Below are 23,558 nucleotides of genomic sequence, written 5' to 3'. Positions count from 1 at the left end.
AGGAGGGAAAATGCAGCAGAGGTTCACGAAAAAAAGCGGCGCCAGGGCAGGGGCCACAGAAATAGAGAAACCCGCAGCCCTCGCAAGCCACCATTCTTCACAAGCCCGCCGCCTGCGCAGCACAGGACAGGGGAGCCCCGTTCCTTCACCAGCCCCATTCCCCCTGCCAAAAAACACAGCGCACCACTCAAACACCCCGCCCCAGTTTCAAACTTTAAACTTTAAACCTCAAACTTTGAACTTCCCTCTCTTCCCCGCGCCCTCAGCACCGGCCATCCCAGGCACAGCATCAGCGGCGGGATCACATACCCGCTCTTCACGGCGTGGATGAAAAACATCTCGCTGCGCCCCTCCACCATCGTAAACAAAAGATCCGCCAGCGGCCAGCTCAGCATGAAAAGCACCGTGCACGCCAGCACGCTCCCCAGCCGCACCCGCACCCCGAAGCCACGGCACAGCAGCCAGAACAGCACCGGCACCAGCGCCAGCAGCAGAAAGCTCTTCTGCTTCTCCACCAGCAGCCTCTTGTACCCCGAACCCTCCTCATCATCAAACAGCAGGAGCTGGCGGCCGCAGACAAACAGCAGAATGCCCTGCACCACAAAGTAGCCCATAATACCATACCCCAGCAGCGCCGCCGCAAACGCCCCTCGGCGCTTCACCTTCCCCCGCGTCACCCACAGCACCCACGCGATGAACGCCAGCACCCCCGCCGGAATCGCCCAGTGAAACCTCCCGATCCAGTCCATCGAAGCCCATCCCGTCGTCATCTCCAGCTCCATCCGCCACCCCAGCCCCGCCAGCAGCGCAAGCATGAGCAGGCTCACCCCCGGCCACCAGCCCCTCTTCGCCCCATCATTCCCATCCGCCGTCAGCAGTCCCGCCGTCGTCGCCCCGCTCGCCGGCGCCGCATACGGATTCACCTCCGCCTCCCTCTTCATTGAATCATGAGTCTCCATGCCCGCAGAGGTAAACGCCCCCGCGCCGCGTGCATGAGAATTGTCACTCAAAATCTCCGCCATCTCAGTCGATCCGGAGTTCGGCATTCCCTTGCCTCTCATTCCTTCACCAAAAAAGTGCGCCTCCACCTTCACGCAGAAAATCACCACCACCACCGAGACACCGCATGGATCCGCTTCTTCAAACCTCTGCGTCTTTCCCATCTCTGCGGTGTAAAAATTCCGGCCCCTTCAGCCCCGCTGCGTCGCTGGCCCTCTTCAAATTCATCGTCTCTGCCGCGCTCAAGGTTGTGACAGCTCACGAGGTCTTCGTCATCCCCGCTCCTGCTGGAGGCATGCGAGCCACGTCTCAGGCGCTGATGTGAGTGCTCGCTTGTTCGATGAGACGAGGTAAATCTGGCTTCTCATACAGCGCCAGCCCCTCAAGCTCCCACCCCAGCATCCAGCATCCGCCCCTTCATCCCCACACCGCCCTTCTCCTGAATGCAACCCCTCACCTCCTCCGCCCATGAAATCGCCATCCACGCCTCGCAGGAGCGGCTCGAAAAACTCCTCGCAGAGCGTCTCACCCCCGGCGCAGACCGCGCCGCCGTGGACGCACGCATCTGGAATCTCTTCGGCGAAACCTGGGCCGTCATGTTCACCGATCTCTCCGGCTTCTCCCGCAACGCCGCCGAATTCGGCATCATCCATTTCCTGCAGGTCATCTATGAAGCTCAGCGCATCTTCACCCCCTGCGTGGACAAAAACGACGGCATCCTCTTAAAGGTCGAAGGCGACAGCATGCTCATCATCTTCCGCACCGTCGCCAACGCCCTCCAGTGCGCCCTCGACATGCAGCGCACCGCCAAGGAATACAACACCGGCAAGCCCCAGGAAGAGCACATCCTCCAGTGCATCGGCCTCGGCTACGGCCCCGTGCTCCGCATTGGCGACTACGACGTCTTCGGCCGCGAAGTCAACGCCGCCAGCAAGCTTGGCGAAGACACCGCCCGCGCCTGGGAAATCCTCGTCACCGCCTCCGTGCAGGAAGCCGCCACCGCCGCCGAAATCCCCGGCCTCCGCTTCGAACCCATCGCCGACATCCCCCCCGGCGCCAAAGCCGCCGCCCGCGTCCTCTACGATCTCTGAAAAAAGCAGCACCAGCTCCAGCTCCACTCACACGCACTCTTGGCCAGATCCGCCGCCCACGGTCGCTGTGAGTTGCCAGGCAGAACAGACAACTGCAAAGCCCCAGTTCAAATCTCCACCCAAAACTCCGCCGCGAATCCCGCCTCTCTCCTGCGTACACTCTGCCCATTTCCATCGCTCCTCATGCTCCGCGCCATCTCCGCCCTGCTTCTCTTCACGCTCTTCACATCCGCTGCCACCACCCCTGCCGCCGAGCCCGTCTTCAGCTTCACCGTGCTCGAGATCCCCGACATCCAGCGCGGCGCGGGCCTCGCCATCGTCATGCGCACACCCTCTGGCAGGACCTGGCTCTACGATACCGGCACCGCGCACCCCGAAAAGCTTTCCTCCGACGGCTGGCTCTCCAACTTCAATGCCGGGCGCGATCTCATCGCCCCGCTCCTCAAAAAAGAAGGAATCACCCGCATCGACGGCATCTTCATCAGTCACGCCCACTACGACCACTTCGGCGGCCTCCTCTGGCTCAAGGACAACTTCCCCATCAAGCTCCTCATCGACTGCGGCTACCTCTTCCACAGCGACCTCGAAGCCGACTATCTCGGCACCAACAAGGACGAGCTCGAACACTACACCCGCGTCCGCGAAGAATTCCGCGCCCGCGGCGCCTACCTCTGCGCCACCGCAGGCGAAACCCTCGCGCTCGACCCCGACCTCAAGATCGAAGTCATCGCCCCGCCCAAAACCTTCTTCAAAGATCCCAATGTCCCCGGCCGCCCCAAGAATGACAGCCCCTCGCACTTCCTCGTCAACGCCAACTCTCTCATGCTCCGCATCCAGTTCGGCGACATCGTATTCCTCCTCCCCGGCGACATCCAGACCGAAGACATCGAGGCCAGCCTCATGCCCTTCGTGGACAAATCAAAGCTCAAATGCCACATCCTGGTAGCCCCGGGTCACGGCATCCATCCCATCCCCAAAGAGTTCGGCGCATCCACCCGCCCTGAAGTCTCCATCGCCAGCGTCTTTCCCCGCTATGCCAGAGGCATCCGCTCCACCAAAGACCTCCAGGCCCTCGGCACCCAAACCTACGTCACCGGCCTCCACGGAAACGTCCACATCACCACCAACGGCAAAACCTGGCAAGTCACCACCGACCGCGACGACACCACGAAGAAGCCCGAAGCCGCAGCCAGGAAGTGATTCTACTTTGGTAACTTTTCAGGATGTTCATGAACGACACCGGGAATTCTTGACCCTCAGCTTCAGGTATCCGTGTCAATCCGTGGTCAATCACTCTGGAGAAGCTGGATTTAGCATCCAAGCAATTAGAACTTACTAAAGTAGAAGTAAGCTTCCACTTACGGCTCCAAAGATTCACCACATCCAACTCCCGTGAAACTGGCCCTGATCCTCGCCGCTCTGCTGCCCGCAGCCGCTCTCGCACTCGAAGAAGACGCGCCGCGCACCGCCTTCACCTTCCGCGTCCGCAAATCCACCGCCACCGTGCAGGTCCTCATGGGCGGCCAGTCCCACGTCGCACAGCTTCGCATCACGTTCTCCTCACCCCACATCCCAGCACAGGTCATACCATGCTCCGATGCTGACATCATCAGGAACGCCCTCGAGCAAAACACCCCCGGCTTTTCCTCCGCCGATTACAATGACGATGGTTACACCGACTTCCGCTTTGTGGACCTCTCCGGCAGAGATGCCGTCCACACCGGCTGTTATTTCTTCTACAATCCCAGCAAGCACCGCTTCGAGCGCCGCAGTGACTTCGACGCCGCCGGTGTTTTAGACTACGATCCCACCACGCGCCTCTTCTCCTGCTCCGGTCGTGAAGGCAGCGTCTTCTATCGCTTCGAGCACGGCCAGTACAGACTCGTCCGCAGAATCCAGAAAGGCTTTGCAGACGCATTCCGCGACATCCTCCCCCACGCGCCGGACGATCGCGAATACCTCATCACGACATTGTATCTGCCGAATGGGCGCATGCGCAGGTTCTACAGTCACATCGGGCCCCCCCGTTGAGTATTTCGCCAGCCCCTCGTCACCGCTCGTCGGATGTGGCCTCCCCGCATTTCCCCGGCATCCGGCCCCCACGTCTGTGCGCAAGATTTGCCGCGGAGCGGTGGTCCCCGCCCGACCAGGATCTCACCACCACGCGTTCATTTCTCCGCGTTGCCTGCAGCTGCCACCACTTCGCGGCGGCACTCTCGCAGCGCGATATATCCCTCCATCACAACATGGCCAGAATCACTGTCCATCGCACACGCCTCCTCTCACCACTCCACTCCCAGCACCTTCTTCCGCTCCTCGCGCTTCACCTCCAGCGCCTTCGTTTGAAAGAGCCTCTGGATCGTCTCATCCAGCGACGCGCACGGGCCAAATTCCACCAGACTCACCGCGCCCTTGGCGTTCTTGCCACGGATGATCAGCATCTCCACATTTGAGCGGTCGATCTTGACCCCTCCGCTCTTCAGCGTTTCCCAGGCTCTCTTCAGCGGCAGGTCCAGGAGCACCTCCAGCGGATATCGATGTTCATAGGCCGCCTCCGCCGCATCGCGCACTTCGGAGAAGAGCTCATCCATCGCCTCCTCCTTCACCCGCGCATCCGCCGGCGCAGCCTTGCCCAGTGGCAGCGCATAAGTCACCGGCGCATTCGCACTCTCGCGATTCAGCCTCACACAGGTCGCGGTCACGCGCTGATCATCCGATCCCACCACCGTGCTGATGGAAAGCTCCGTCCACTCCGAGTCAAGAAAATCCCGCACCTGCTCAGGAAACGGCCGCCTCACCCAGAACTTAAACTCCCCCACCAGCCGGTCATGGATGAACACGCGCATTTCATACAACCCTTCCGGGTCACCCTCCGTGAAATACCAGAACTGAAACAGATTGCCCTGATGCACTCTCAGCTCTTCCACTGACGTGGCCGTCCGCATGTCCTCGGAAAGAGTCGTCCCTGGCGAAAGAGAAACCCACGAGTCAGGCGCTGCCGGCATGCGCAGTTCATGCCTCACCACCACGCTCTCGCTTTCCGTCTCCACCTTCAGCCGCCAGCCATAGCCCTGGTTTTCCACCAGCGGCACCGCCACACACGGAGTGAAAAGCGTCTTCTCCGGTTCAATCCGCTCAAACAGCCCCAGGTCCCTCTCCTTGATCACGAGGCCCTCACCCGGTTCATTCGTCATCACCTCCGCCTGCGCCTTAGCAGCAGCGGCAGCAGCAGGCTTCTCCGCAAAAGCCACGCACCCCAGGCCAAGAGCCATCCATGCAAAAAATGCTTTCATAAGAGACATCGTTCGTGACTGGCAGTTGCGACAAAAAACAAACACAAGGACAAGCACACCGACTCATACCACAGAGCAGGGCAGGGGAAACAACAACCAAAAACAAACACCTTCAACCAGCCCGCCGAAAAACAAATCGCATCTCTTCTGAGCACGTCATTCGGCATCACAGCCCTCTCCACCACCGCCGCCCCACCCCCTGCTTCCAAGCAAGCCCGCGCCAGTATTGTAGTCCCGGCTTTAGCCGGCTCCGGAACCGCCCTCCACGCAAACAGCCCCCAACAAACAAACCTCCACGCTCCTCCCCATCCCGCCACTCCAAGCATTCACAAGAACGCGAGAGCGTCCTGGAGTGCTCCAGCCCTCTGGAGCTTTCCGCACCGCCCGCGGCACACGAAAACACCAGCGGTCCGGCGCACTCCAAAACGCCGCGCCACCGCGTAAGCACCGCGGCATTTTATGCAGACGTCACACCATCGCGCCCCACGCTGCGAGCAAACAACGCTCCCCTCCCGACCCCATCGTTCCCATCCATCACGATCCCACAAGACAAACAACCACCATCACAGCCCGCCCGCCTTACTTCTCAAACACCACCTGCAGACATGTCCCTCCCTCCGCCTTCCTGTCACCGCACCTCCGCCATTCAAAACGGAAACGGCCCCATGATCCGGCCCTCATGCGCGCGATTCTCCTTCAGCGAAAAATCCACCACAAACTGTTCCGCACCGCCCGGCAGGCGGATGTTCTTCGACTCCGCCAGCGCGTGGCGTTTGTCCCGTTTGCGCAGCTTGCTGTAGTACGGCTGCTCGCGGATGGGGCCCACCAGCGCCAGCAGCGCATCCTGCGGGCGCAGCGGCAGCACCGCGTAGCCGTCAAAATCCTGCGTCCAGTTTTTGCAGATCGCCAGATCCTGCCGCAGGCACAGCCGCATGAAGAGCCCCGTCAGAGACCTCAGCGTCGTCCCCTGCGGCGGGCCTTTGGGAAACTGCGCATGCAGCTCGCTCTTCGCCTGCGCGCGCGTGCTTGAAAAAAGAATCTCATCAAACCAGAACATCCCCGCCAGCCGGCTTGCCTCCAGGTCCTGCCCGTCAGACGTTGTCTTCTGCTCCTGCAAAAACCGCACCAGCCCCCCGTGCCCCGAAAGCCAGCACCAGCGCGGCGGCGCCGCAAAACTCATCAGGATTTCCTGGGACACTCGATAATGGGCGGGCGGATTCGCAGGCTGTTGTTTCATAAAAATCTCCGTGAGAAAAGAAAGAAGGAACGCCCCTGCCTATATCTTGAACCTTCATCCGTTACAAGCCCAACTTAAAGAGCGCCGCCTACGACACGCTGAATCAACCCATTAGGCAAAGGCACCCATGCGAGTCCTTCCCACCCCCGGCGTCCACTGCCTGCTCCTGCCTCTTCCTCCTCAGCGCTCCCGCATCACATTAAATGACTTCCTGGCAAACTTCACCTCGGTCTCCTGCTCAGGAAACTTCTTCTCGATCTCATCCAGCAGCGGCAGCACCTGCCCCGCCGGGAAACGCCCGTCCCCCAGACTGCGGATCGCATCCCTCTGGATGCTCTGATTGTACTCCACGGACCCGCCCGCCGTCTTCGTGCCCGTGGCCAGATCCCGCACCATCTCAAAGGGCCCCGTCCTCAAAGCCAGTGAATCATACGCCGCCTCCCTGGCCTCCTCGGCAAGAACCATCCCGTCACCCGCCTCCGTCGCCAGATCCAGCCCCTTCTGGTTGTACAGCCGGAAGCGGATCCTGGCCACAGTTCCCACCATCGGCTGGTATCCCTTGATCTTGTAGAAGCACTCTTTCTCCACCTTCGGCTTCAGGCCATAGCTGTTCCCGCACCAGCTGAAGCGATGCGGCTGCACCCGCGCCCACGTCCCGTCCGCATTCTGCGCCTCCAGCTTCAAATACACATCCCCGTCCTCCGCATTGAGCAGGATGTCCCGCTCGCCGCGGTTGATCAGATACACATCCACGGCCTCCCCCTTCTTCGCCCGCGCGAAATCCGCCACCAGCGTCACCTTGCCCGCCATGCTTGGGATCCCCTGCGGCAGCTGCGCCACCGGCACCCCCTTCGGAATCACGACATACCTCTCAAAAACATCAGCTTCCGCCGCCCTCTTCGTCTCATCCTCCCCCACAGCCACGCCAGTCAGCACGCTCATCCCCATCATCAAAGCCACAGCGTAAAATCGCAGGTTCATAGAGTCATCATTTCATGGGTTCCAGACACAAACCTGAGAGTATGACAGGTGACAAGAAGAATCCTAAGTTGAAACCTGCCCTTGTCCACCCAGACCTTCCTCTCCTCCTCCGTGCTGCCTCCGGATTCCAGCACACAGGGCGGAGTAATTTTGAGCCACATCTCCCGCTCGAAGCGGATTTCCCTCGTCCCTGATTTCTCCTGCGCATCATCCGCATCCGCACACGCGCTGCCGAGACACAGCATCAAGCACACCGTCCCAAGCAAACGCGCGGCCTTCATAATGCGATCACCCATCCCAAATCATAAATCAAAAATCGTAAATCATAAATAACAGCCGCTCACTTCTTTTCCCGGCTCTTCACGATCTTCAGCACCTTGTCCTTCGCCTCCCACTGCTGGGCAGTCGTCATCCGTTTCTCCAGCGCCACCATGGACGCTGTGATGTCTGGATTGTCCGTGGTGGCTGATAGCATGTACCACATCAGCGCCTCCACCAGATCCTGCGTCACGCCCACGCCATCTTCATAGCACACAGCCAGGTGATAGCAGCCCATTCCATAGTTTTGCTCCGCCGCCTTCCGGTACCACTGCACCGCCTCCGCCGGATCCTTCGCCACGCCCACGCCGTATTGATACGCCGAGCCCAGGCTGTCCTGCGCCTCCTTGTTGTTCTGCTCCGCCGCCTTGCGCATCCACACCACAGACGCCGCATCATCCTTAGGCACGCCCTCGCCCGTGAAGTACGCGCATGCCAGATCCACCTGCGCCAGCGGCACGCCCTGCTCCGCCGCTTTGCGGTACCAGCGCGCCGCCTCCGCATCATCCTTCGCCACGCCCTCGCCCATGCGGTACGCATACCCCATGTGATACTGCGCAAAGCCGTCGCCCGTTTCCGCCGCCTTGCGCATCCACTCCGCGGCGGTGGCCAGGTTTTTCGTCACGTTTGTGCCCGCCGCATACGCAAAGGCCAGCTCGATCTCCGCCTGCACATCGCCACGCGCCGCCAGCGCCTGCACATCCGCCATGGGCAGCCCCTTCTTCCACACCGTCGCTCCCGTCGCTGGCGCAGCTACAGCACCACCGCCCGCACCCGGCGCCGCAGTCATCGCCGGGGCAGGGGAAACCAGCGGCGCAGGTGCCGTCACAGGCACCTGGTTTGCAGCCGGCGCCTGCGCCAAACTCGTGTCCGCCGGCAGGCTTATCTCCGCATCTTTTAGAAAGAGCGTGTAGCCCACCATCCCGGCCATGGCCACCACGCCCACACCCATGTAGATCAGCACCCGCGGCGTGCGCTCATTCACCGTGGCAGGGCTTGCTCCCTCCGCCACGCCGCGCCGCACCAGGCAGCCGGACACCATGTCATGCAGCCCCTGCCGCTGCCGCGTAAACGCCGCCATCAGGTACCCGATCCCCAGCGTCAGCGGACCCGCAAGCAGCCGCGCAAAATATCTGCCCGTTGCCCGCCCCTGGCTGATCCTCCGCCCCTCCATGTCCGTCACCACCAGGCCGCAGGCCTTCTTGCCCAGAGTCGCCTGCGTGGCGGAGCTCTCCATCATCACGTAGTACAAAATCGCAAACACAGTCCCCGCCCCCATCCGCACCACGGCTACCAGATCCATCCCGCTGCCAGGAGCGCTCGGCGTCGCCATTGCAGTCACCATTCCCACCAGCGTCATAAAGATGCCCACCATCATGCAGTCGATGATCCACGCCCCTGCGCGATACAAAACCGGCGCCGGCCTGCCCCCCGGTTGCGCCATCCGCTGCACCCCATCTTGACCATTGGCGGCATCGGCCGCATGCGCCGAATTTGCAGGCAGTGGAGGCAGCGCCTTCGCGTTCTTGTTCGGCTGTTTTCCCCGCACCGCCTCCTGAGGCATGGGCGGCGGCGCCTGCCGCGTCTCCACCGGCGGCAGCCCCGGCTCCTCCATCACCTCCTGCTCCGCCGCCGTCTCAGAAACCGGAGCCTCATGCTGCGCCTCAGAATACATCGCCTCAGGCGGCATCTCCTGCGGCATCCGTGGAGAAGAGGGCAGGGGAGGCAGCGCCCTCCTCGCCTCACGCTCAGCCTCCGCACCGCTGCTCATCACAGCCGCAGAAGGTTGAGGCGCCGCCACCGCCTCCTCGGCCCGCGGACTTTCATGCAGAGGCTGCTCCATCTGCGGCGGCATCGCGGACATCTGCTGCGGGCGCGGCCTCATCGCACGCGGCATCGGCCGCGCCTGCGGTTCACCCTCCGCCGCAGCGGCGTGCTCCATCGCCGGAGATTCCACCCCCATCGCATGGGGTTGCGGCTGCGGTGGTGGCAAAGCCCCGCGTTCAGCCTCCGCCAGTCGACTCGGCGCAGGCAAAGGCGCCGATGCGGGCGCAGGCGCAGGCGCTGGCATGGGCAAGGCACCCGCCTTCGCCATCCCCCCCGAGCTCCCGCCCGTCTTCGCACCTCCTAGAAAGGGAAACACATCATCCGGCAGGCGCGAAAGCAGATCATGAGCCATGAAAAGCTGCTCCGTCTTTGCCGCCGCCTTGGCCAGCAGCGACACCCGCCCCTCAAAGTTTTTCGGATTCCACACCGCCACCCCCTCCTCATACGCCCTGCCCAGCATCTCCCGGCTGATGGGTGCGGAGAGGTCGAGAATCAGCAGAGCATCTTGGATCGTCATAAGGAAGTGACCCATCGAAGCAGCAAACATTCTCCTGTCACCTCCCATTTTTTCGTCTTTTTCAGTCCGACCTTCAGGCGCTCCGAAGACGCACTGGCAGTGCCCCCTTCAAAACACCAAGCTCTTTCTCGTCCCAGCGCTCCAGTCGGACGTTGGGGCGGTGCGGGTAGATCCACAAAACCTCCCTCTTGCAGCATTGCCTTCACACCCGCTTCGGCGAGTCGACCCAGGGTTTGCCTCAAGCAACCCGGGAAGCGAACCCATCATTCCGCCGCATTCATCGTTGACCAGCAGCGTCTGCAACCGCTCCGCCCCTCGCGTGCACGTAACGGCAGAACCACCGCCACAGTAGGTTAACTGGCTAAACCAAATGCCACACACACACTCACTCTCATCTGGCAGCTTCTTCAATATTTGAAAAAGAGAAGTTTTCCTTCGAACGAGTATCAGCTAACTCCTTGGAGGGGCGAATGGCAATCCTGTTTAAATGATGCAATTGTTCAACGAAATAATCAGAACTGACAGTTCGCCAAAAAGGAACGCAGAAACCGAGTTTGAGTTTTTAGAGCGGTCGGCTCGGCCTGAAATTGGAAATGCCAGGCGTCAACTGCAACAAATGTTCGACACGTATTCCGCTGAAGAATCATACGATCTTTCCAGGCGTCTCAAGAGTGGTGATGATCAGCTCTTCCGCTCCGCTTTTTTCGAACTTGCGTTATACTTTATTTTACGGAAACAGGGATTCCAGTTGTCGCCGCATCCACAGTTGAGCAATGGCTCATCCAAGCGTCCAGATTTTCTCGTTACCTCGCCCAACGGTGCTCAATTCTATTTAGAAGCAGTGTTGGCCTCAGAAGATAAATCGGGGTTGAATGGAAGGTGCCGCATGGTTGCTTCAACTCTGGATCTGTTCGCTAACTGCAGGCATGACTACTTCAGGGTTGATATCAGCCATTCGGGGCTTCCAAAAACACAGCCCAGCACACGAGCTTTAAAAGCTAAAGTTTTTCAGTGGTTGGACAGTCTTGACGCAGATGAAATTTGGCGGACCTACCCTTCCAGCGGAGGTCTCTTCCCGAAGCCGTTTGTCTACCAACATGAGGAATGGAGGTTGGAACTTCGAGCGAGAGCAATACCCCCAGAGCGCCGAGGTAAATCAACGAGCCTTCGTGGCGTTTCAAGCCGTGGTTTCGGATTTATTGACTCAGCCAGTCCGCTGCGGGATGCTATTCTTTCCAAGGGAAATAGATATGGCGAACTTGATAAGCCATTCCTAATCGCAATCAATTTCGACACTCCATTTCTTGACAAGGAGGATGAAATTTCGGCACTCTATGGCAGTGCCCAGATGGCCATTGAAGAATTGCCCGGATCTGATTCCCAACAAGTGACTGTTGCTCGGTTACCAGATGGCGCTTGGAATGGCCCAAAAGGTCCGCAATACAAAAGGGTCAGCGGAACATGGATTTTTAATGATTTGGATATCTATGCGCTTTGCACGAGGCGTTCCACCCTGTACATGAACCCTTGGGCAAAAAGGGCATTGCCAGAAGAGTTGCGTCAGTTTTCATATGCCGAACTGAAAGACACGGGCTTTATCGTGCACGAGGGGGTCTCCTTCCGAAGCATTTTTGACCTTCCTTTGGGTTGGCCAGAAATTTAGGCTTATGACAATCCAGAATCCAATGCCAGCCAAGATCTTTCCTGAGTTCGTGCCTCCTGTGTAAAGATCTGGGCCTTAGATCCCGGTTTGATCAGGTGACCGGGGGCGTTCGCTCAATGCGGTGAAGACACCATACAAGGTATCCTGTGTTCCACGGCAAGATCGAATCTTGGATGGGCGACGCCATTCATGCCTCCACCCTCGGCTCCGCGCCTAGTATTACTCATCCATAGCCGGCTTTCCTCGGCCCTGCACGCCGTGTGAGGAAACGCTGAAGCAATCAACACCGCTGACAATTAATAATCACAGAGCCCCGGCTCAGCAGCATTTCTCTGCGTTCTCCGAATTGCCTTTGGCTGCTTCCGCTTCGCTCCAAACCTGCGTTGCAAACCTCCGGCCATTCCCTTGCCAAAAGCCAGCGTACTCTGTCCCTCACAATGCCACCCACCCACCATTTCAATTCCCACGCCGCACCACTGAATCATCATCGCCTCACTCACGTCTGATCATCAGCCCGCCTCGGCATCCCATCTGCATTTACCACCCAGCCCCTCCTCAAAAAACACCACCAGACCAGTCCTGCGGCCCCTCCATCCACGAATCCCCGTCAGCCATGACCCCACGTCCGTCTCCGCTTCCGCCCCAGCAGCCTCATTCGCGCTCTCCCAGCGCCACGCGGCTTCGTCCCCTGGGCAGTTGGCTTCTCATGCTCCTCCTCTTCCTCAGCCTCTCCGGCTGCGCCCCCTATGGCCCCGCACGGCCCAATGAAAAAATCTACCGCAGCCTCGTCTTCGCCTCTCCTGGTGGAAAGGACCTCCGCATGGACCTCTACGTCCCTCGCAGTGACAAACCCGTGCCCGTCGTGCTCTGGATGTTCGGCGGCGGCTGGGTGGTTGGCAGCAATCGCTACCACATCAATGTCCGCGATCTCACCAGCAGCGGCATCGCCGTCGCCTCCATTCAGTACCGCCTCAGCAGCACCGCCGTCTTTCCCGCCCAGCTGGACGACTGCCGCGCCGCCTGCCAGTGGCTCCGCAAAAACGGCGCCCGCTACGGCCTCGACCCCGAACGCATCGGCGCTGCGGGCGAATCCGCCGGCGGCCACCTCGCCGCGCTCCTCGCCGCCAAGGAAGGCAAGTCCTGCATCCGCGCCGTCTGCGCCCTCTATTCCCCCAGCGATCTCGTCGAGCTCGGCTGGCTCTATGAAAAGCGCAAGAAGCTCAACCTCATCGAAAAATTCCTCGGTGGCCGCATGGCTGAAAAGACCGACCTCGCCGCCACCGCCAGCCCCATCAACTACGCCACCCCCGCCATGCCCCCGTTCCTCCTCATCCATGGCGTTCACGATCACGTCGTCCCCATCGAGCAAAGCGAGCGCTTCTTCCTCGCCCTCGCCGATGCCGGCGTCGAGGCCGATCTCATCGAAGTCCCCGACAAGCTCCACTGGTTCCGCCTCGACAACGCCCAGTTCGCCGAAGTCTCCACCTTCTTCCACCGCCACCTCGACCCCAAATAGCTCTCTCCTCTCCCCAGCCTCCCCAAAAAATCCTCCTCTTCCTCCTCTTCCTCCCTTTCCGTCCTCGGACTCAGCAATCCCGCATCATTTGCGTCTTTTTGCGGCCCGCCTCCGGTTCAGAGCAACCAGCGCAGCCTCACTTCTTCTCAGGAAACACCCAAGTCCGTGCAAAGCTCGGAAGGTTCGTCACATCGCAGCGCACCTCCGCGTTCCCAAACACCACGCCCTTGTCCGACTTCACCAGCGTCACCTTTGCCGACCACGAGCCCGTCCTGTGTTTCAGCGACCACGTCTCCACCGTGTCATCCACCCCCGCCTTCACGGAATCCATCACCGCATGGCTTTCCGCCAGCTGCTTGTTCACCTCCGCCATCGGCATCTGCGGCGTGTTAAAGACCTTCACCCACTCCGCCGGCATGGTCGGATACAGCGAAAGCTTCGCCGTCAGCGCCATCAGCCCCAGCAGCACCAGCACCAGAATCGTCATCACCCACGCAGGCGTCGGCGGGACTTTCTCATCGGCATCAGCAGCGGTAGCAGCACGTTTCGCGTCGGCGGTTTTGTCAGACATGTTCACCCCATCAAAAAGAGCGCCACCCCGCCGTCAAGCAGTCCCCACTCCAGACCGCATATCCAGCATCCAGCCTCTACCCCTCTCCGCCCGGCACCACCAGCACCGGACACTTCGCCCGCATCAGCACATCATTGGACACACTCCCGATCAGCAGATTGTAAATCCGGCTGTGATGGTGCGAGCCCACGATCACCAGCTCCGCCCCCAGGCGGCTGATCTCCTCCAGCACCGTGTCCACCTCCGCCCCCGGAAACTGCTCCACCCGCGCCTTCACACCGAACTTCATCAGCGACTCCCGCATCTCCTCCAGCTGCTCATACTGCACCTGCACCGATCCCGGGCTCGGCGCACGCATCACCGTCGGAGACACCAGCCCCACGTCCACCACCACCGGCTCCTTCGGCACCACGTGCAGGATCACCACCTCGCTCTTAAAGGCCGTCGCCAGCGCATGCGCCTGCTTCAGCACCTTGAAACTCAGGTCAGACAAATCCACCAGCGCAACGATCGTTTTCATGACAGGGAAGGGGGGGCTAAAGGTTGGGGCGAAAGCCATGCTGCAGTCCGCGCCGCATGCAGACAGGCAAGCACGCACGCACACTCACAGGCTCTCACTCATCATTCGCACGTCCTTCGGAAAAGCGCTTGTCAAACACCCACCATTCCTTGCCCGCCCCCACGTCCTTCCGCATTCCTCCCAGCACCCGCCGAATCTCTCCGCGAGGCTCCTTGGCCCAAACCCCAGGCTCCTCCTTCCAGCCCCCATCCATCGCAATCGAAAACCCCACCCGCTCAGCCCCTTCTGACGAACTTCCCCTTCTTGCCTCCATGGCCCATCCGCTGCATCCAGCGCGGACGCGCGGGGATGTAGCGCGGTATTCCGATACCGCGACGGGCACGTTCTCGGAATCGGAATTCCGAACCACATCAAGCTCCCCACACGCCCGCCGCCGTTTCCAGGCGTGCGAGCACACAAAGTTACCACCCGATTCCACATTCCGGCCCCCTCGGAGCTCGCTTTCTCCCCATCACAAATCCCCGCTCTTCCGAGCACCCAGCACCACGTTCACTTCACACCTCCGCAGCATCCCGCTCTGGAAACCCCGCAAACACCCCGGGCGTCAAAGCAACCCAGCGCCCGCATTGTAGTACCGGCTTCAGCCGGAATCTGGAAGCCCTCTTTGCGCAACCAGCACCCAAACCTCCCCCATTGCACCGTCTCCGCGCAACGCACCACCCGCCTTCCTCTTTCACCTTTCTGCGTACTTTATCTAGCCCCCGCTCCATCTTTCCACGCTGGACAAACCTTTAGCCTCGCCCGAAGCTCCTCACCCCCAACCTTGAAGAAGCAGACAGGCCCCGCCAGCCACCCCCTCCAAACCACACTGTGCTTTGTGACAGCATTTTTGCTGACCCTCTCCCATGCCTGCGCGGCGGAAAGCCCGCTCACAGAGATCATCTCTCTCATCCTCAGCAATCAAAAAAACTCCACCAGCTTTGAGGACGGTGCGCGCTTCGATTTCCTCATGCACCAGCTCGGCACCGCAGCCGCAAAGCTCAGCCCCGCCCAGATCCAGCAGCTCAATCCCTCCCTCCTCGAAGACCGCATCCACCTCATCGCCCTGCACCGCATTCAGCATCGCGACCTCTTTGACGGCATCTACCAGACCTACGTCCACCATCCCTCCGAGGCCGAGCTCGCCCGCCGCCGCCAGGAGTCCCAGACTCAACGCCCCGCAGCAGGTGCAGGTAAAGGCGCAGGCCAGGGCGCCCGCCCCGCCCCGGATCTCTTTGGCATGGTAGATCATACCATCCTCGCGCCCGCCCAGGTCGCCGCCGCCCACCTCGCGCCTCCCTACCGCTACTGCTTTGAGTACTACCTCATCGCCCCCAGGCACGAAGCCACCCTCCGGCACTACGACACCGCCCTCACCAGCGCCCTCGACCACTTCAAAAAGCAGCTCCGGGAAGTCGATGTCCGTACCCTGATCGAGACACGCCTCTACACCGAGCTCGAGGCCCACCTCACCTCCCTCAATCTGATCACCGCCACCCTCGACGACCTCAAAGACCACCTCGGCCCGCCCGACCTCGAAGACAGCGCAACCCTCGGATATTCCTTTCACATCGGCGGCGGCCTCCACGCCCACTACCTCTTCCAGCATCAGGACGGCAAAGTCACCTCCTTCAAACGCATCCCCGAAGCCGACTGGCGCACCCGCAGCGATCAGTCCCCCACCACACCCTTCAAGCGCCCCTGACCGCCCTCCGGCAGAGCCCAGACAAGCCCAGGATTGCCGAGCCTTGGCGAGGCTACCCTGGGTCAGCCCACACCATCCGGGAAGCAAACCCATCCCTTTCTTCGCAAACCGCGTTCACCAGAAGCGCCTTCACGCCATCCCGCCGCAGCACTGCGCACCGCAGCTCCCTAGCCCCCAGTTTACAGCCTCCAGCATCCAGCCCGCAGGGCGAAGAACGGGCCCCACCCTCAAACCGGTCCCGCCACAAACCCATGCAGCCGGAGCACCCCCAGCACCTCCCGCAGCAGCAGTTCCGCCTCGCTCACCTTCGGCTGCACAAACGGCACCCGCAGCAGCGGCGTCTTGCACAGCACCAGCACGTTCCCTGGTTTCTTCCCCTCACGTTCGCGCAGCACCAGCACCCCCGTTTTTGACTCCGCGGTGTTCCGCACCCAGCACGCGCACGTTGCCGCTTCCCCATCCGCATCCGACCCCTCGACCATACCCAGCTCCACCTCCAGCTCATGCGCACGCAGCTGCTCCACCGCCGCCTCCCAGTCCTCGCGCGATAAAAAACCCCGGCTGCCAAGACATTCCCCCAAGATCATGCGGCGTACTTTTTCAGGTTCATCGATTTATCATGCCAGAGGCGCCGCCGCCTCCCGGCAGCGGTCTCTTTTATTGGTTGTGGAATTTATAACGCTTCCCACCCGCCACCGGTCGCGTCCATCATCATTCCACCCTCATTTTTTTCCAAATCCCCCCTCAGCCAGAACAAAGCACCAAGAACCTAGAACCAAGAACCAAAACAGCCCGCTCACTCCATCTCGTCCCCGGCTTCCTTCGTCTCCGCCTTCTCCTCCCCGCGTCGCAGGTCCATAAACGCCCCCGACGACATCCGCCCGCGGAAGTGATCCGGCCCCACCATCGCCAGAGACTCCGTGCCAGACGCGTTCCACCGCAGCACCAGCATCGGCGTCCCGCCCTCCGCTTTCAGCGCCCATTCCGCCGTCGTCTGCGTCTGCTGTGCGATCACCCTGCCATTTGCCTTCAGCGTCAGCACATCCGTCCGTGCCGGGTTCGTCATCCGCCACTCCCCCACCACGCTCCAGCGTGGAAACACCTCCTTGTCCGCCTGCGATCCCGCAGCAGCCCGCGCAGCAGCCTCCGACGCCGTAGCCGTCATCCATGGGAAAATCCCGTTATCCACCCCTGGCTCAGGCGAAGATGCCGCAGCCAGAAAACACCCCAGCGCCAAGGTGCCGGCTAAAGCACGCTTTACCTTGTTCATCATAAAAAAGTAATCCCACATTGAAACTATTTCTCATATTCCCACGTACGCTCTCCCCCGCGCAAGACAAATCGTAGCATTTGCAGCCTCAGCTGTTTGAGAAAATCCACTACGGCTCAAACCACCATAGCGAGCCCCTCCATACGCGGCGCACCTCCGGAACGTAGGTTGGGCGTGTTTGGCCCCCAGAGATTTCCGTACCTCCAGCGCCCCCTCTGCCAAACCGCCCGACCACCCGCGCATTCGCAAGCCCCCGGCGCCCACCGCACGCTCAAAGCTTCCGAACTCACGCTCCCACGCTCAAGCCGCCCCCGAAACACCCCCTCCAAAAAAAGCCCCTTCGTCCATACCCGTTTCCAACAGCCCATAGTATGACATACCACGCGACCTGACCGCCTCCGCAGTCCTCCCAGCTGCTCCGCAGGCCGTCCTTTCCGGTCATCAGTTTCAGCAAACCTAGCACCCCGTGTTCTTCTTCGGCGTCCCCGTCTCCCCCTCCGGCAGCATCTTCTCCGCCCGTGGCAGGATCTCCACCTTGAACTTCCCGCGCACATTGTTCAGCCAGCCCTGGCGAAACTCCTCCGCCTTCTCCTCCTTCAGCAGCGCCTTCGCCTCCTTTTGCAGCTCCGCCGCAGACTTCGGCTGCAGCCGCTCCTCCTCAAACTTCACCAGGATCCACACCGTCCCCAGGTCCAGCGCATCGCTCACCTCGCCCGGCTTCATCTTTGCCAGCGGCCCGCCGATCGCCGCGCTCAGCAGGGCAGGGGGCATCCAGTCCATCCGGCCCCCGTCGCTCGCGCGGCTGTCAGCAGAGTGCTTCTTCGCCAGCTTCGCAAAATCCCCGCCCGCCACCAGTTGCGCGCGCAGGTCATTCACCAGCTTCTGCTGGGCCTCCTCGCCCTGCTCCACCGTCTTTTTCGGCACCGAAAGCGTCCGCAGCAGCACCTGCCGCTCCGGCTCCGCCTTTGTCTTCAGCGCCTCCGCCTTCCGCGCCACCTCCTCCGCCGTCGGCGGCTGAGCCATCTCTCCCACCTTCATCCGCATCGCCTGCGCCACCGCCTGCTTCGCCAGTTTTTCGCGATACTCCTCGATCGTCATTCCCACCTTCTTCAGCTCCTGCTCCAGCCCCGCCCGGTTGCCCTCGAAAGCATTCGCCACGATCTCATTGATCCCCTGATCCCCAAATTTCACGTCGATCACGTTCCCCATCGCCTTGAACGCCGCGTTGTACAGCTCCACCTCGATCAGCCCTTTCAGCGCCTCCTCCTCCATCCCCGCGCGCTGCGCGCTCAGCTTCGCCTGAGTCCCCCCCGGCTTGCGCAGAAAGACCTGCCGCCGCGTGGCCACCTCGTCCGCCAGCGCCGCCCGGCTGATCTCCACATCCCCCACCACCGCCGCCACCAGGGCGGGATCCACCGGCTTGCCGTCCTTGCCCTTCGGCGTCAGCGCCGTGCGCATCAGCCCGCCCAGCTCCTCGTTCCACACGCTGTCCATCACCGCCGTCACCGCCTCCGCCAGCGGCCGCTCCTTGTCGCGCCGCAGTTCGGTCACCATTGTGTTCAGCACCGGGTGCAGGCTCACCTTCGTGCCCTTGCCCACGGTGAAAACCACGTCCTTCACCCAGTCCACGTTGGCCGAGCCGTCCCGCAGCTTTTCCAGCAGCTCCAGCCCCGCCGCGCGCTGGCTTTCACTGGTATTTTGTAGCAGGAGACCCCAGTCCCTGCGAAACTCATCCGCGCTCAGCTTTGCCTGCGCCAGCTGCCGGAAGCCCCCCGCCTCCGCCGGCAGCGTCCAGTCCAGCAGCACGGAGGCCAGGTAGCTGCCCACCGGCCCCAGCTGCGGATCTCCCCGCACCTGGTCCAAAATGCTCCCCGTGTATTCATTCCGCCCGCTCGTGCTGTAGTACACCTCCCGCGCCAGCAGCCACGGCCAGCTGCCCTCCTCCACCAGCGCGTCCACCACCGTCAGGCCCAGCTCCGCCACCATCGAGCTCGTCATCTCCTTGCCCCGCGGCTTGTCAGGATCCCCCGGCACAAAAAACGAGTCCCCGTCCAGCGTCGTGAATGCACTGTAAAAAGACGGCACGGACACGCTCATCCTCCGCGCCACCTCCTGCACCATCGCGATCCGGCGCTGCGCCTCCTCCGCGCTCAGCGCCGCCTCCTTTTTCCCCGTCAGGTCTCCATGCACATAGCACGCCGTCAGAAAGCCCGCCCACGAAGCCAGCGGCTCCCCCTTCTCGTAGCTGTTGGTCAGGCCTGCGGACTGCGCCTCCATCTCACGCGTCACCCGTTCCCACGCACCCACCTCCGTTTTCAGCCGGTAGCGGCCATACCCTTTGTGATCCTTCTCCCACTTGCCGCCGCTCAGCTCCCGCAGCCGCCCCGTCTTCTCCTCCAGCGCAAAGTACTCGTCATTCCCGCCCGGCACCATCGGACTCTCCGAAATCAGCAGCCCGTCCTTGCGCACCCACTCTTCCTTCTCCCGAAGCGTGTCCAGCAGCGCCGCCGCCGGCGTCAGGTTCAGCTCAAAATTCAGCAGCCTGTTTCCCGCCTCGGTGGACTTCTGGTTCAGCCCCGCGCCAAAGCTGAGCGTCCCCAGCGTCTTGCCATCCTTCGGCTCGTCCGTGGTGATGTTGGCAAACAGACGCGCAATGTAGTGTTTTTTGATCGGGTAGCTCATCCACTGCTTCGTGCGCCCCTCGTGCGCCCACAGCAGCGCCTTCACCTCGTCCCGGGCGTAATGCATCGAGCACCGGCGCACGTTCTTCACCCCCGTCACATCATCCGCCATCTGCAGCTCCAGGTGCAGCCCCTTCAGCGCATTGTACGTCATCTCAACCGCCGCCATGCCGCCCGTCTTCGGAAAATAGTTCACCGACAGCAGCAGATCCTCCTCCCCCGAGTTCAGCACATGGTTCATCCATGCCGCCGCATTCACCAGCGTCGCCTGCGCGGCCGGCAGCGGCTTGTCCAGCTTGGGAGCCTCCGGCATTTCCACCAGCTCCAGTTTCAGGTCCATCTCCGGGCGGTCCGCCTTGTGCGGCGTCGCCGTCACCTTGTAGGAGGTGTAGCGCGCGCTCTCCAGCAGCTGCTTTTCGATCTCCTGCACCTGCCCCGCCAGAAACGGCAGCCCGCGCCGCAGCCCCAGGTACTTCAGCAGCGCTGTCTGCGAATCGCGCTTCAGCCCCGTGATGATGATGTCATCCAGCACCGCACGCGGCCCCTCCGAGAGAATCCTCACCTTCAGCTCCGCCGTCCGCGCCGCATCATTGCGCACGATGTCCACATTCACCTTCGCCTGCATCAGCCCCTCCTTTTCCATCAGCTTCAGCACCACGTCCCTCAGCTCCGTGTTTCGCGCGAAGTCCAACTTTGCCGGCTTGTCCTTCTCCCACTCCGCCTTTTTCTCCGAACTCAAAACGTTGGTCTTCCCCGCCGGTTTCTTCTCCCCCGTCGTCAGCTTCTCCACGATCAGCGCCGCCGGCACCGATCGCGTCCCCGTCACCGTCACCGCGCCCGCCATGTAGCGCGGCCCCTCGGAAATCACGCACAGCAGCCGCTGCGGATTTTCCAGCCAGCGCGTCTCCTTCACCTCCGCCAGGGGAAATCCCGCGCGCTGGTAGCCCCGCAGCAGCGCCTCCCGCGTCGCCTTTACATACCCCGCCAGCGGTGCCGCCGGGTGCGCCGCCAGCACCCAGTCCCCATGCACCCGCAGCCCCTGCTGCAGATGTTCGGAAGAAAACGTCACATTCCCCTCAAACACCAGCCTCTTCGCACTGCCCAGCGCCCCCACCTTCGCCTCCGCAGGCACCGTTGCCGCTGCCGTCGCCGTTGCTGGTGCCGTTGCTGGTGCCGCCTCCGCCGCCCCGCACACCCCCGCCAGCAGTTGCAGCATCAGTCCCGAAATCACCAGCGCATAGGTTTTCATGCAGAGAAAAAAATGAGTGAGAAAGAAAAACAAGAGGGAGAGGACCGCCCCTTCCGCCACGCGCGCCATCATCGCACGTCAGCATCACGGCCAGCTCTCACACCAAGAAAAAAGGGTAGGTGGGTCAGTCAGTCAGTCAGTCCGCCCGCGAAAAAAGAAGCTCCATCGCCTGCATCAAAAAAAACTCACCCTAAACACAGCAGCAGCAGCACGCCAGACCCTCCCATCACGCACGGACTCAATGGACTCCACGGTGCGTAAAAAAATTCAAAACAAAAGCCAAAAAAGCCGCCTTCCCCATAAGCCACAATCCTAGCAGACATTTCCTGCCCTCCCTCCCACTTCGTTCTTCTCCTCGTTCCAGTACGCGGCTTGCCTCACGGCCTCCGCGCCCTCGCAATCGCCACCACCATCAGCCAGACTCCCGAGACCTGCAGCAGCACCAGCGCAATCCCCCCAAGCACTCCCAGCGCGAAGAGCCTGCCATTGAGAAACTGCTCCAGGATTCCACGAATCACCGCTGGATCTTGACGGCCCGGCCTCCCCATTTCATCCCGCAGCGCCATCGCAGGCTCGTAGGAAAAAGCGATCATCCCAATCGCCCACACCACAAACAACACCAGGCTGACCAGCAGCAGTTTCAAAGGCGTCGCAAAGGGCGAGCGAACTTTCCCAGCGGTCAGGTTCATGCAGAAATAGTGTGAGCCGCGCACTCCCCATGTCCAGCACCGATCCCATGAGCCGTTGAAAACAAACCTGCACAGACTTGTGCACCGAAAGCGCCGCATTCCGGCGGTAGGTTGGGCGTGTTTGGCGCCCGGCGCGTCCCCATCTTCACCAGCCCTCTCCGCCAAACCGCCCGACTGCGAGGACGTCCGTACGCCATGGCCCCACCGCCCCTCCCAGCACCCCGCACTCATCCTTCATCCTTATTTCCCCCCTCTGCTCGCCCGCACAATCAGCAGCACCAAGATCCACACCACCGCCACCTGAAACAGCATCATCCCGATCCCCCCGATCGTCCCCGTCGCGATCATCTCCACGCTCATGAATTTCTCGAGGATCGCCCCGATCACCTCCGGCTTCGCAGGCTCAGTCGTCCCCATCTCCCGCAGCAGCAGCTTCAAAGCATCCCCCCCAAACACCACCAGCCCCACCAGCCACATCACCATCATCACCAGGCTGACCACCAGCAGGCGCAGCGGCGTCTTAAAAGCAGAGGGAGCATTCACAGGTTTCGTGTTCATAAAAAAAAGAAAATCATCAGTCACCGTTCATCACCCCTTTACTCAGTCATCCCCACGCACACGTCCAGCACACATCCATTCTTCGGTGCGCTCACTCCAGCCGCTGAAATCTTTTACCATCCATCTTTTACCAGCCCTTCTTCCTCCACGTCCCGCTCCCCACCCCACAGCACCATTGACATCCGCCTCGGAAATCTCTCTCATCAAGTACAAAGCCCCCCCCAAGCCCATGCGCGAACAACTCTTCAACTACCTTGAGAACCCCTCGCTCGACTCATTCATGGGCCTCAGGCAGGCCGCCCTTTCCGCCGAGGGCTTTGATCCCTACAGCGCCGCGCTCGACGGCGTCTCCGCCCTCATGCAGGAAGACCGCTGGGAGGAAGTCGTCGAAGTCATTTCCAAAAACCTCTTTCCCAATCACCTCCTCAGTCCCAGCGCCCACATGTACCTCGGCTTTGCCTACCACAAGCTCGGGCGCGAAAAAGAATCCGGCTTCGAGCAGCTCATGTACTCCGCCCTGCTCGACGGCATCAAAAGCACCGGGGAAGGCACCCAGGAGCAGCCCTATTTCGTCACCCGCACCTCGGACGAATACGACCTCCTCATGGCCGAAGACATGAAGCCCACCCAGCAGGCCCTCATCAAAAAAGACGGCCGCGCCTTTGACGCCATGACCCTCGAAGACGGCCGGCAAGTCTGGTTCGACATCACCGAAATCATGGACCTTCTCAAGGCTAGGATCGGAGAATAACCCAAATACCCAATCGCAGCTTTTCGAATCACTGAGTTTGGGATCGCAGCCCGCTTGGAAGCGCCGCATCACGGTTCGGCCGC

The 23,558-nt window shown here is 61.4% G+C and carries 19 protein-coding genes; 7 read left to right on the top strand and 12 right to left on the bottom strand.

Annotation, left to right across the window (positions count from 1 at the left end; all coding sequences use genetic code 11):
- Positions 1 to 221: 221 nt before the first annotated feature.
- The gene (locus tag ACILSO_RS23500) at positions 222 to 1,163 is read right to left on the bottom strand and encodes a hypothetical protein (protein WP_395739913.1); all 942 of its coding nucleotides are present in this window, start codon (positions 1,161 to 1,163) and stop codon (positions 222 to 224) included.
- A gap of 279 nt (positions 1,164 to 1,442) precedes the next feature.
- On the opposite strand from ACILSO_RS23500, the gene ACILSO_RS23495 reads away from it, so the two are divergent.
- The 3 genes from ACILSO_RS23495 (at position 1,443) to ACILSO_RS23485 (ending at position 4,121) form a co-directional block, all read left to right on the top strand.
- Positions 1,443 to 2,090 (top strand): adenylate/guanylate cyclase domain-containing protein, encoded by a 648-nt coding sequence (locus ACILSO_RS23495; protein WP_395739912.1) that lies wholly within the window; start codon positions 1,443 to 1,445, stop codon positions 2,088 to 2,090.
- Positions 2,091 to 2,273: 183 nt separating this feature from the next.
- Entirely contained in the window at positions 2,274 to 3,290 is a 1,017-nt protein-coding gene (locus ACILSO_RS23490; protein ID WP_395739911.1) for a ComEC/Rec2 family competence protein, read from the top strand.
- 192 nt (positions 3,291 to 3,482) lie between these two features.
- Positions 3,483 to 4,121 (top strand): XAC2610-related protein, encoded by a 639-nt coding sequence (locus ACILSO_RS23485; RefSeq protein ID WP_395739910.1) that lies wholly within the window; start codon positions 3,483 to 3,485, stop codon positions 4,119 to 4,121.
- Between the two features lie 251 nt (positions 4,122 to 4,372).
- Here ACILSO_RS23485 and ACILSO_RS23480 read toward each other — a convergent pair whose 3' ends face one another.
- From ACILSO_RS23480 to ACILSO_RS23465, 4 genes are all read right to left on the bottom strand, one after another.
- A complete protein-coding gene (locus tag ACILSO_RS23480; protein WP_395739909.1) occupies positions 4,373 to 5,383 on the bottom strand; it encodes a hypothetical protein in 1,011 nt (336 codons plus the stop codon).
- A 646-nt stretch (positions 5,384 to 6,029) separates the two neighbouring features.
- Positions 6,030 to 6,620 (bottom strand): hypothetical protein, encoded by a 591-nt coding sequence (locus ACILSO_RS23475; protein ID WP_395739908.1) that lies wholly within the window; start codon positions 6,618 to 6,620, stop codon positions 6,030 to 6,032.
- Positions 6,621 to 6,800: 180 nt separating this feature from the next.
- Entirely contained in the window at positions 6,801 to 7,601 is an 801-nt protein-coding gene (locus tag ACILSO_RS23470; RefSeq protein ID WP_395739907.1) for a hypothetical protein, read from the bottom strand.
- Positions 7,602 to 7,941: 340 nt separating this feature from the next.
- On the bottom strand, positions 7,942 to 10,263 hold the full coding sequence (locus ACILSO_RS23465; protein WP_395739906.1) for an RDD family protein: 2,322 nt from the start codon (positions 10,261 to 10,263) through the stop codon (positions 7,942 to 7,944).
- 487 nt (positions 10,264 to 10,750) lie between these two features.
- Here ACILSO_RS23465 and ACILSO_RS23460 point away from each other — a divergent pair, with 487 nt between their 5' ends.
- Together ACILSO_RS23460 and ACILSO_RS23455 are read left to right on the top strand one after the other, a co-directional pair.
- Positions 10,751 to 11,926: a hypothetical protein gene (locus tag ACILSO_RS23460; RefSeq protein WP_395739905.1), complete on the top strand. Its 1,176-nt coding sequence runs from the start codon at positions 10,751 to 10,753 to the stop codon at positions 11,924 to 11,926.
- Positions 11,927 to 12,632: 706 nt separating this feature from the next.
- On the top strand, positions 12,633 to 13,442 hold the full coding sequence (locus tag ACILSO_RS23455) for an alpha/beta hydrolase fold domain-containing protein (RefSeq protein WP_395739904.1): 810 nt from the start codon (positions 12,633 to 12,635) through the stop codon (positions 13,440 to 13,442).
- 136 nt (positions 13,443 to 13,578) lie between these two features.
- On the opposite strand, the gene ACILSO_RS23450 is transcribed toward ACILSO_RS23455, so the two are convergent.
- Entirely contained in the window at positions 13,579 to 14,013 is a 435-nt protein-coding gene (locus ACILSO_RS23450) for a hypothetical protein (RefSeq protein WP_395739903.1), read from the bottom strand.
- A gap of 76 nt (positions 14,014 to 14,089) precedes the next feature.
- On the bottom strand, positions 14,090 to 14,533 hold the full coding sequence (locus ACILSO_RS23445) for a universal stress protein (RefSeq protein WP_395739902.1): 444 nt from the start codon (positions 14,531 to 14,533) through the stop codon (positions 14,090 to 14,092).
- An 823-nt stretch (positions 14,534 to 15,356) separates the two neighbouring features.
- Between ACILSO_RS23445 and ACILSO_RS23440 the strand changes: the two genes are divergently transcribed.
- Positions 15,357 to 16,277, top strand: a complete 921-nt coding sequence (locus ACILSO_RS23440) for a hypothetical protein (protein WP_395739901.1) — start codon at positions 15,357 to 15,359, stop codon at positions 16,275 to 16,277.
- 227 nt (positions 16,278 to 16,504) lie between these two features.
- Here ACILSO_RS23440 and ACILSO_RS23435 read toward each other — a convergent pair whose 3' ends face one another.
- The 5 genes from ACILSO_RS23435 to ACILSO_RS23415 all read right to left on the bottom strand — a co-directional run bounded on the left by ACILSO_RS23435 (position 16,505) and on the right by ACILSO_RS23415 (position 22,724).
- A complete protein-coding gene (locus ACILSO_RS23435) occupies positions 16,505 to 16,864 on the bottom strand; it encodes a hypothetical protein (RefSeq protein WP_395739900.1) in 360 nt (119 codons plus the stop codon).
- Positions 16,865 to 17,073: 209 nt separating this feature from the next.
- Positions 17,074 to 17,550 carry a hypothetical protein gene (locus ACILSO_RS23430; RefSeq protein ID WP_395739899.1) on the bottom strand — a complete coding sequence of 159 codons (477 nt, stop codon included), beginning with the start codon at positions 17,548 to 17,550 and terminating at the stop codon, positions 17,074 to 17,076.
- Positions 17,551 to 18,003: 453 nt separating this feature from the next.
- Complete coding sequence (locus ACILSO_RS23425) at positions 18,004 to 21,477, bottom strand: peptidylprolyl isomerase (RefSeq protein WP_395739898.1); 3,474 nt, start codon at positions 21,475 to 21,477, stop codon at positions 18,004 to 18,006.
- A gap of 377 nt (positions 21,478 to 21,854) precedes the next feature.
- Positions 21,855 to 22,166, bottom strand: a complete 312-nt coding sequence (locus tag ACILSO_RS23420; RefSeq protein WP_395739897.1) for a hypothetical protein — start codon at positions 22,164 to 22,166, stop codon at positions 21,855 to 21,857.
- A gap of 240 nt (positions 22,167 to 22,406) precedes the next feature.
- Positions 22,407 to 22,724 (bottom strand): hypothetical protein, encoded by a 318-nt coding sequence (locus tag ACILSO_RS23415; protein WP_395739896.1) that lies wholly within the window; start codon positions 22,722 to 22,724, stop codon positions 22,407 to 22,409.
- A gap of 229 nt (positions 22,725 to 22,953) precedes the next feature.
- On the opposite strand from ACILSO_RS23415, the gene ACILSO_RS23410 reads away from it, so the two are divergent.
- Positions 22,954 to 23,475, top strand: a complete 522-nt coding sequence (locus ACILSO_RS23410; protein WP_395739895.1) for a DUF4919 domain-containing protein — start codon at positions 22,954 to 22,956, stop codon at positions 23,473 to 23,475.
- Positions 23,476 to 23,558 lie beyond the last annotated feature (83 nt).

This window comes from Prosthecobacter sp. (genome assembly GCF_044226605.1).
Classification (GTDB): domain Bacteria; phylum Verrucomicrobiota; class Verrucomicrobiia; order Verrucomicrobiales; family Verrucomicrobiaceae; genus Prosthecobacter.
The sequence above is the reverse complement of the archived record's forward strand: the minus strand, read 5'-3'. Positions and strand labels throughout refer to the sequence as shown.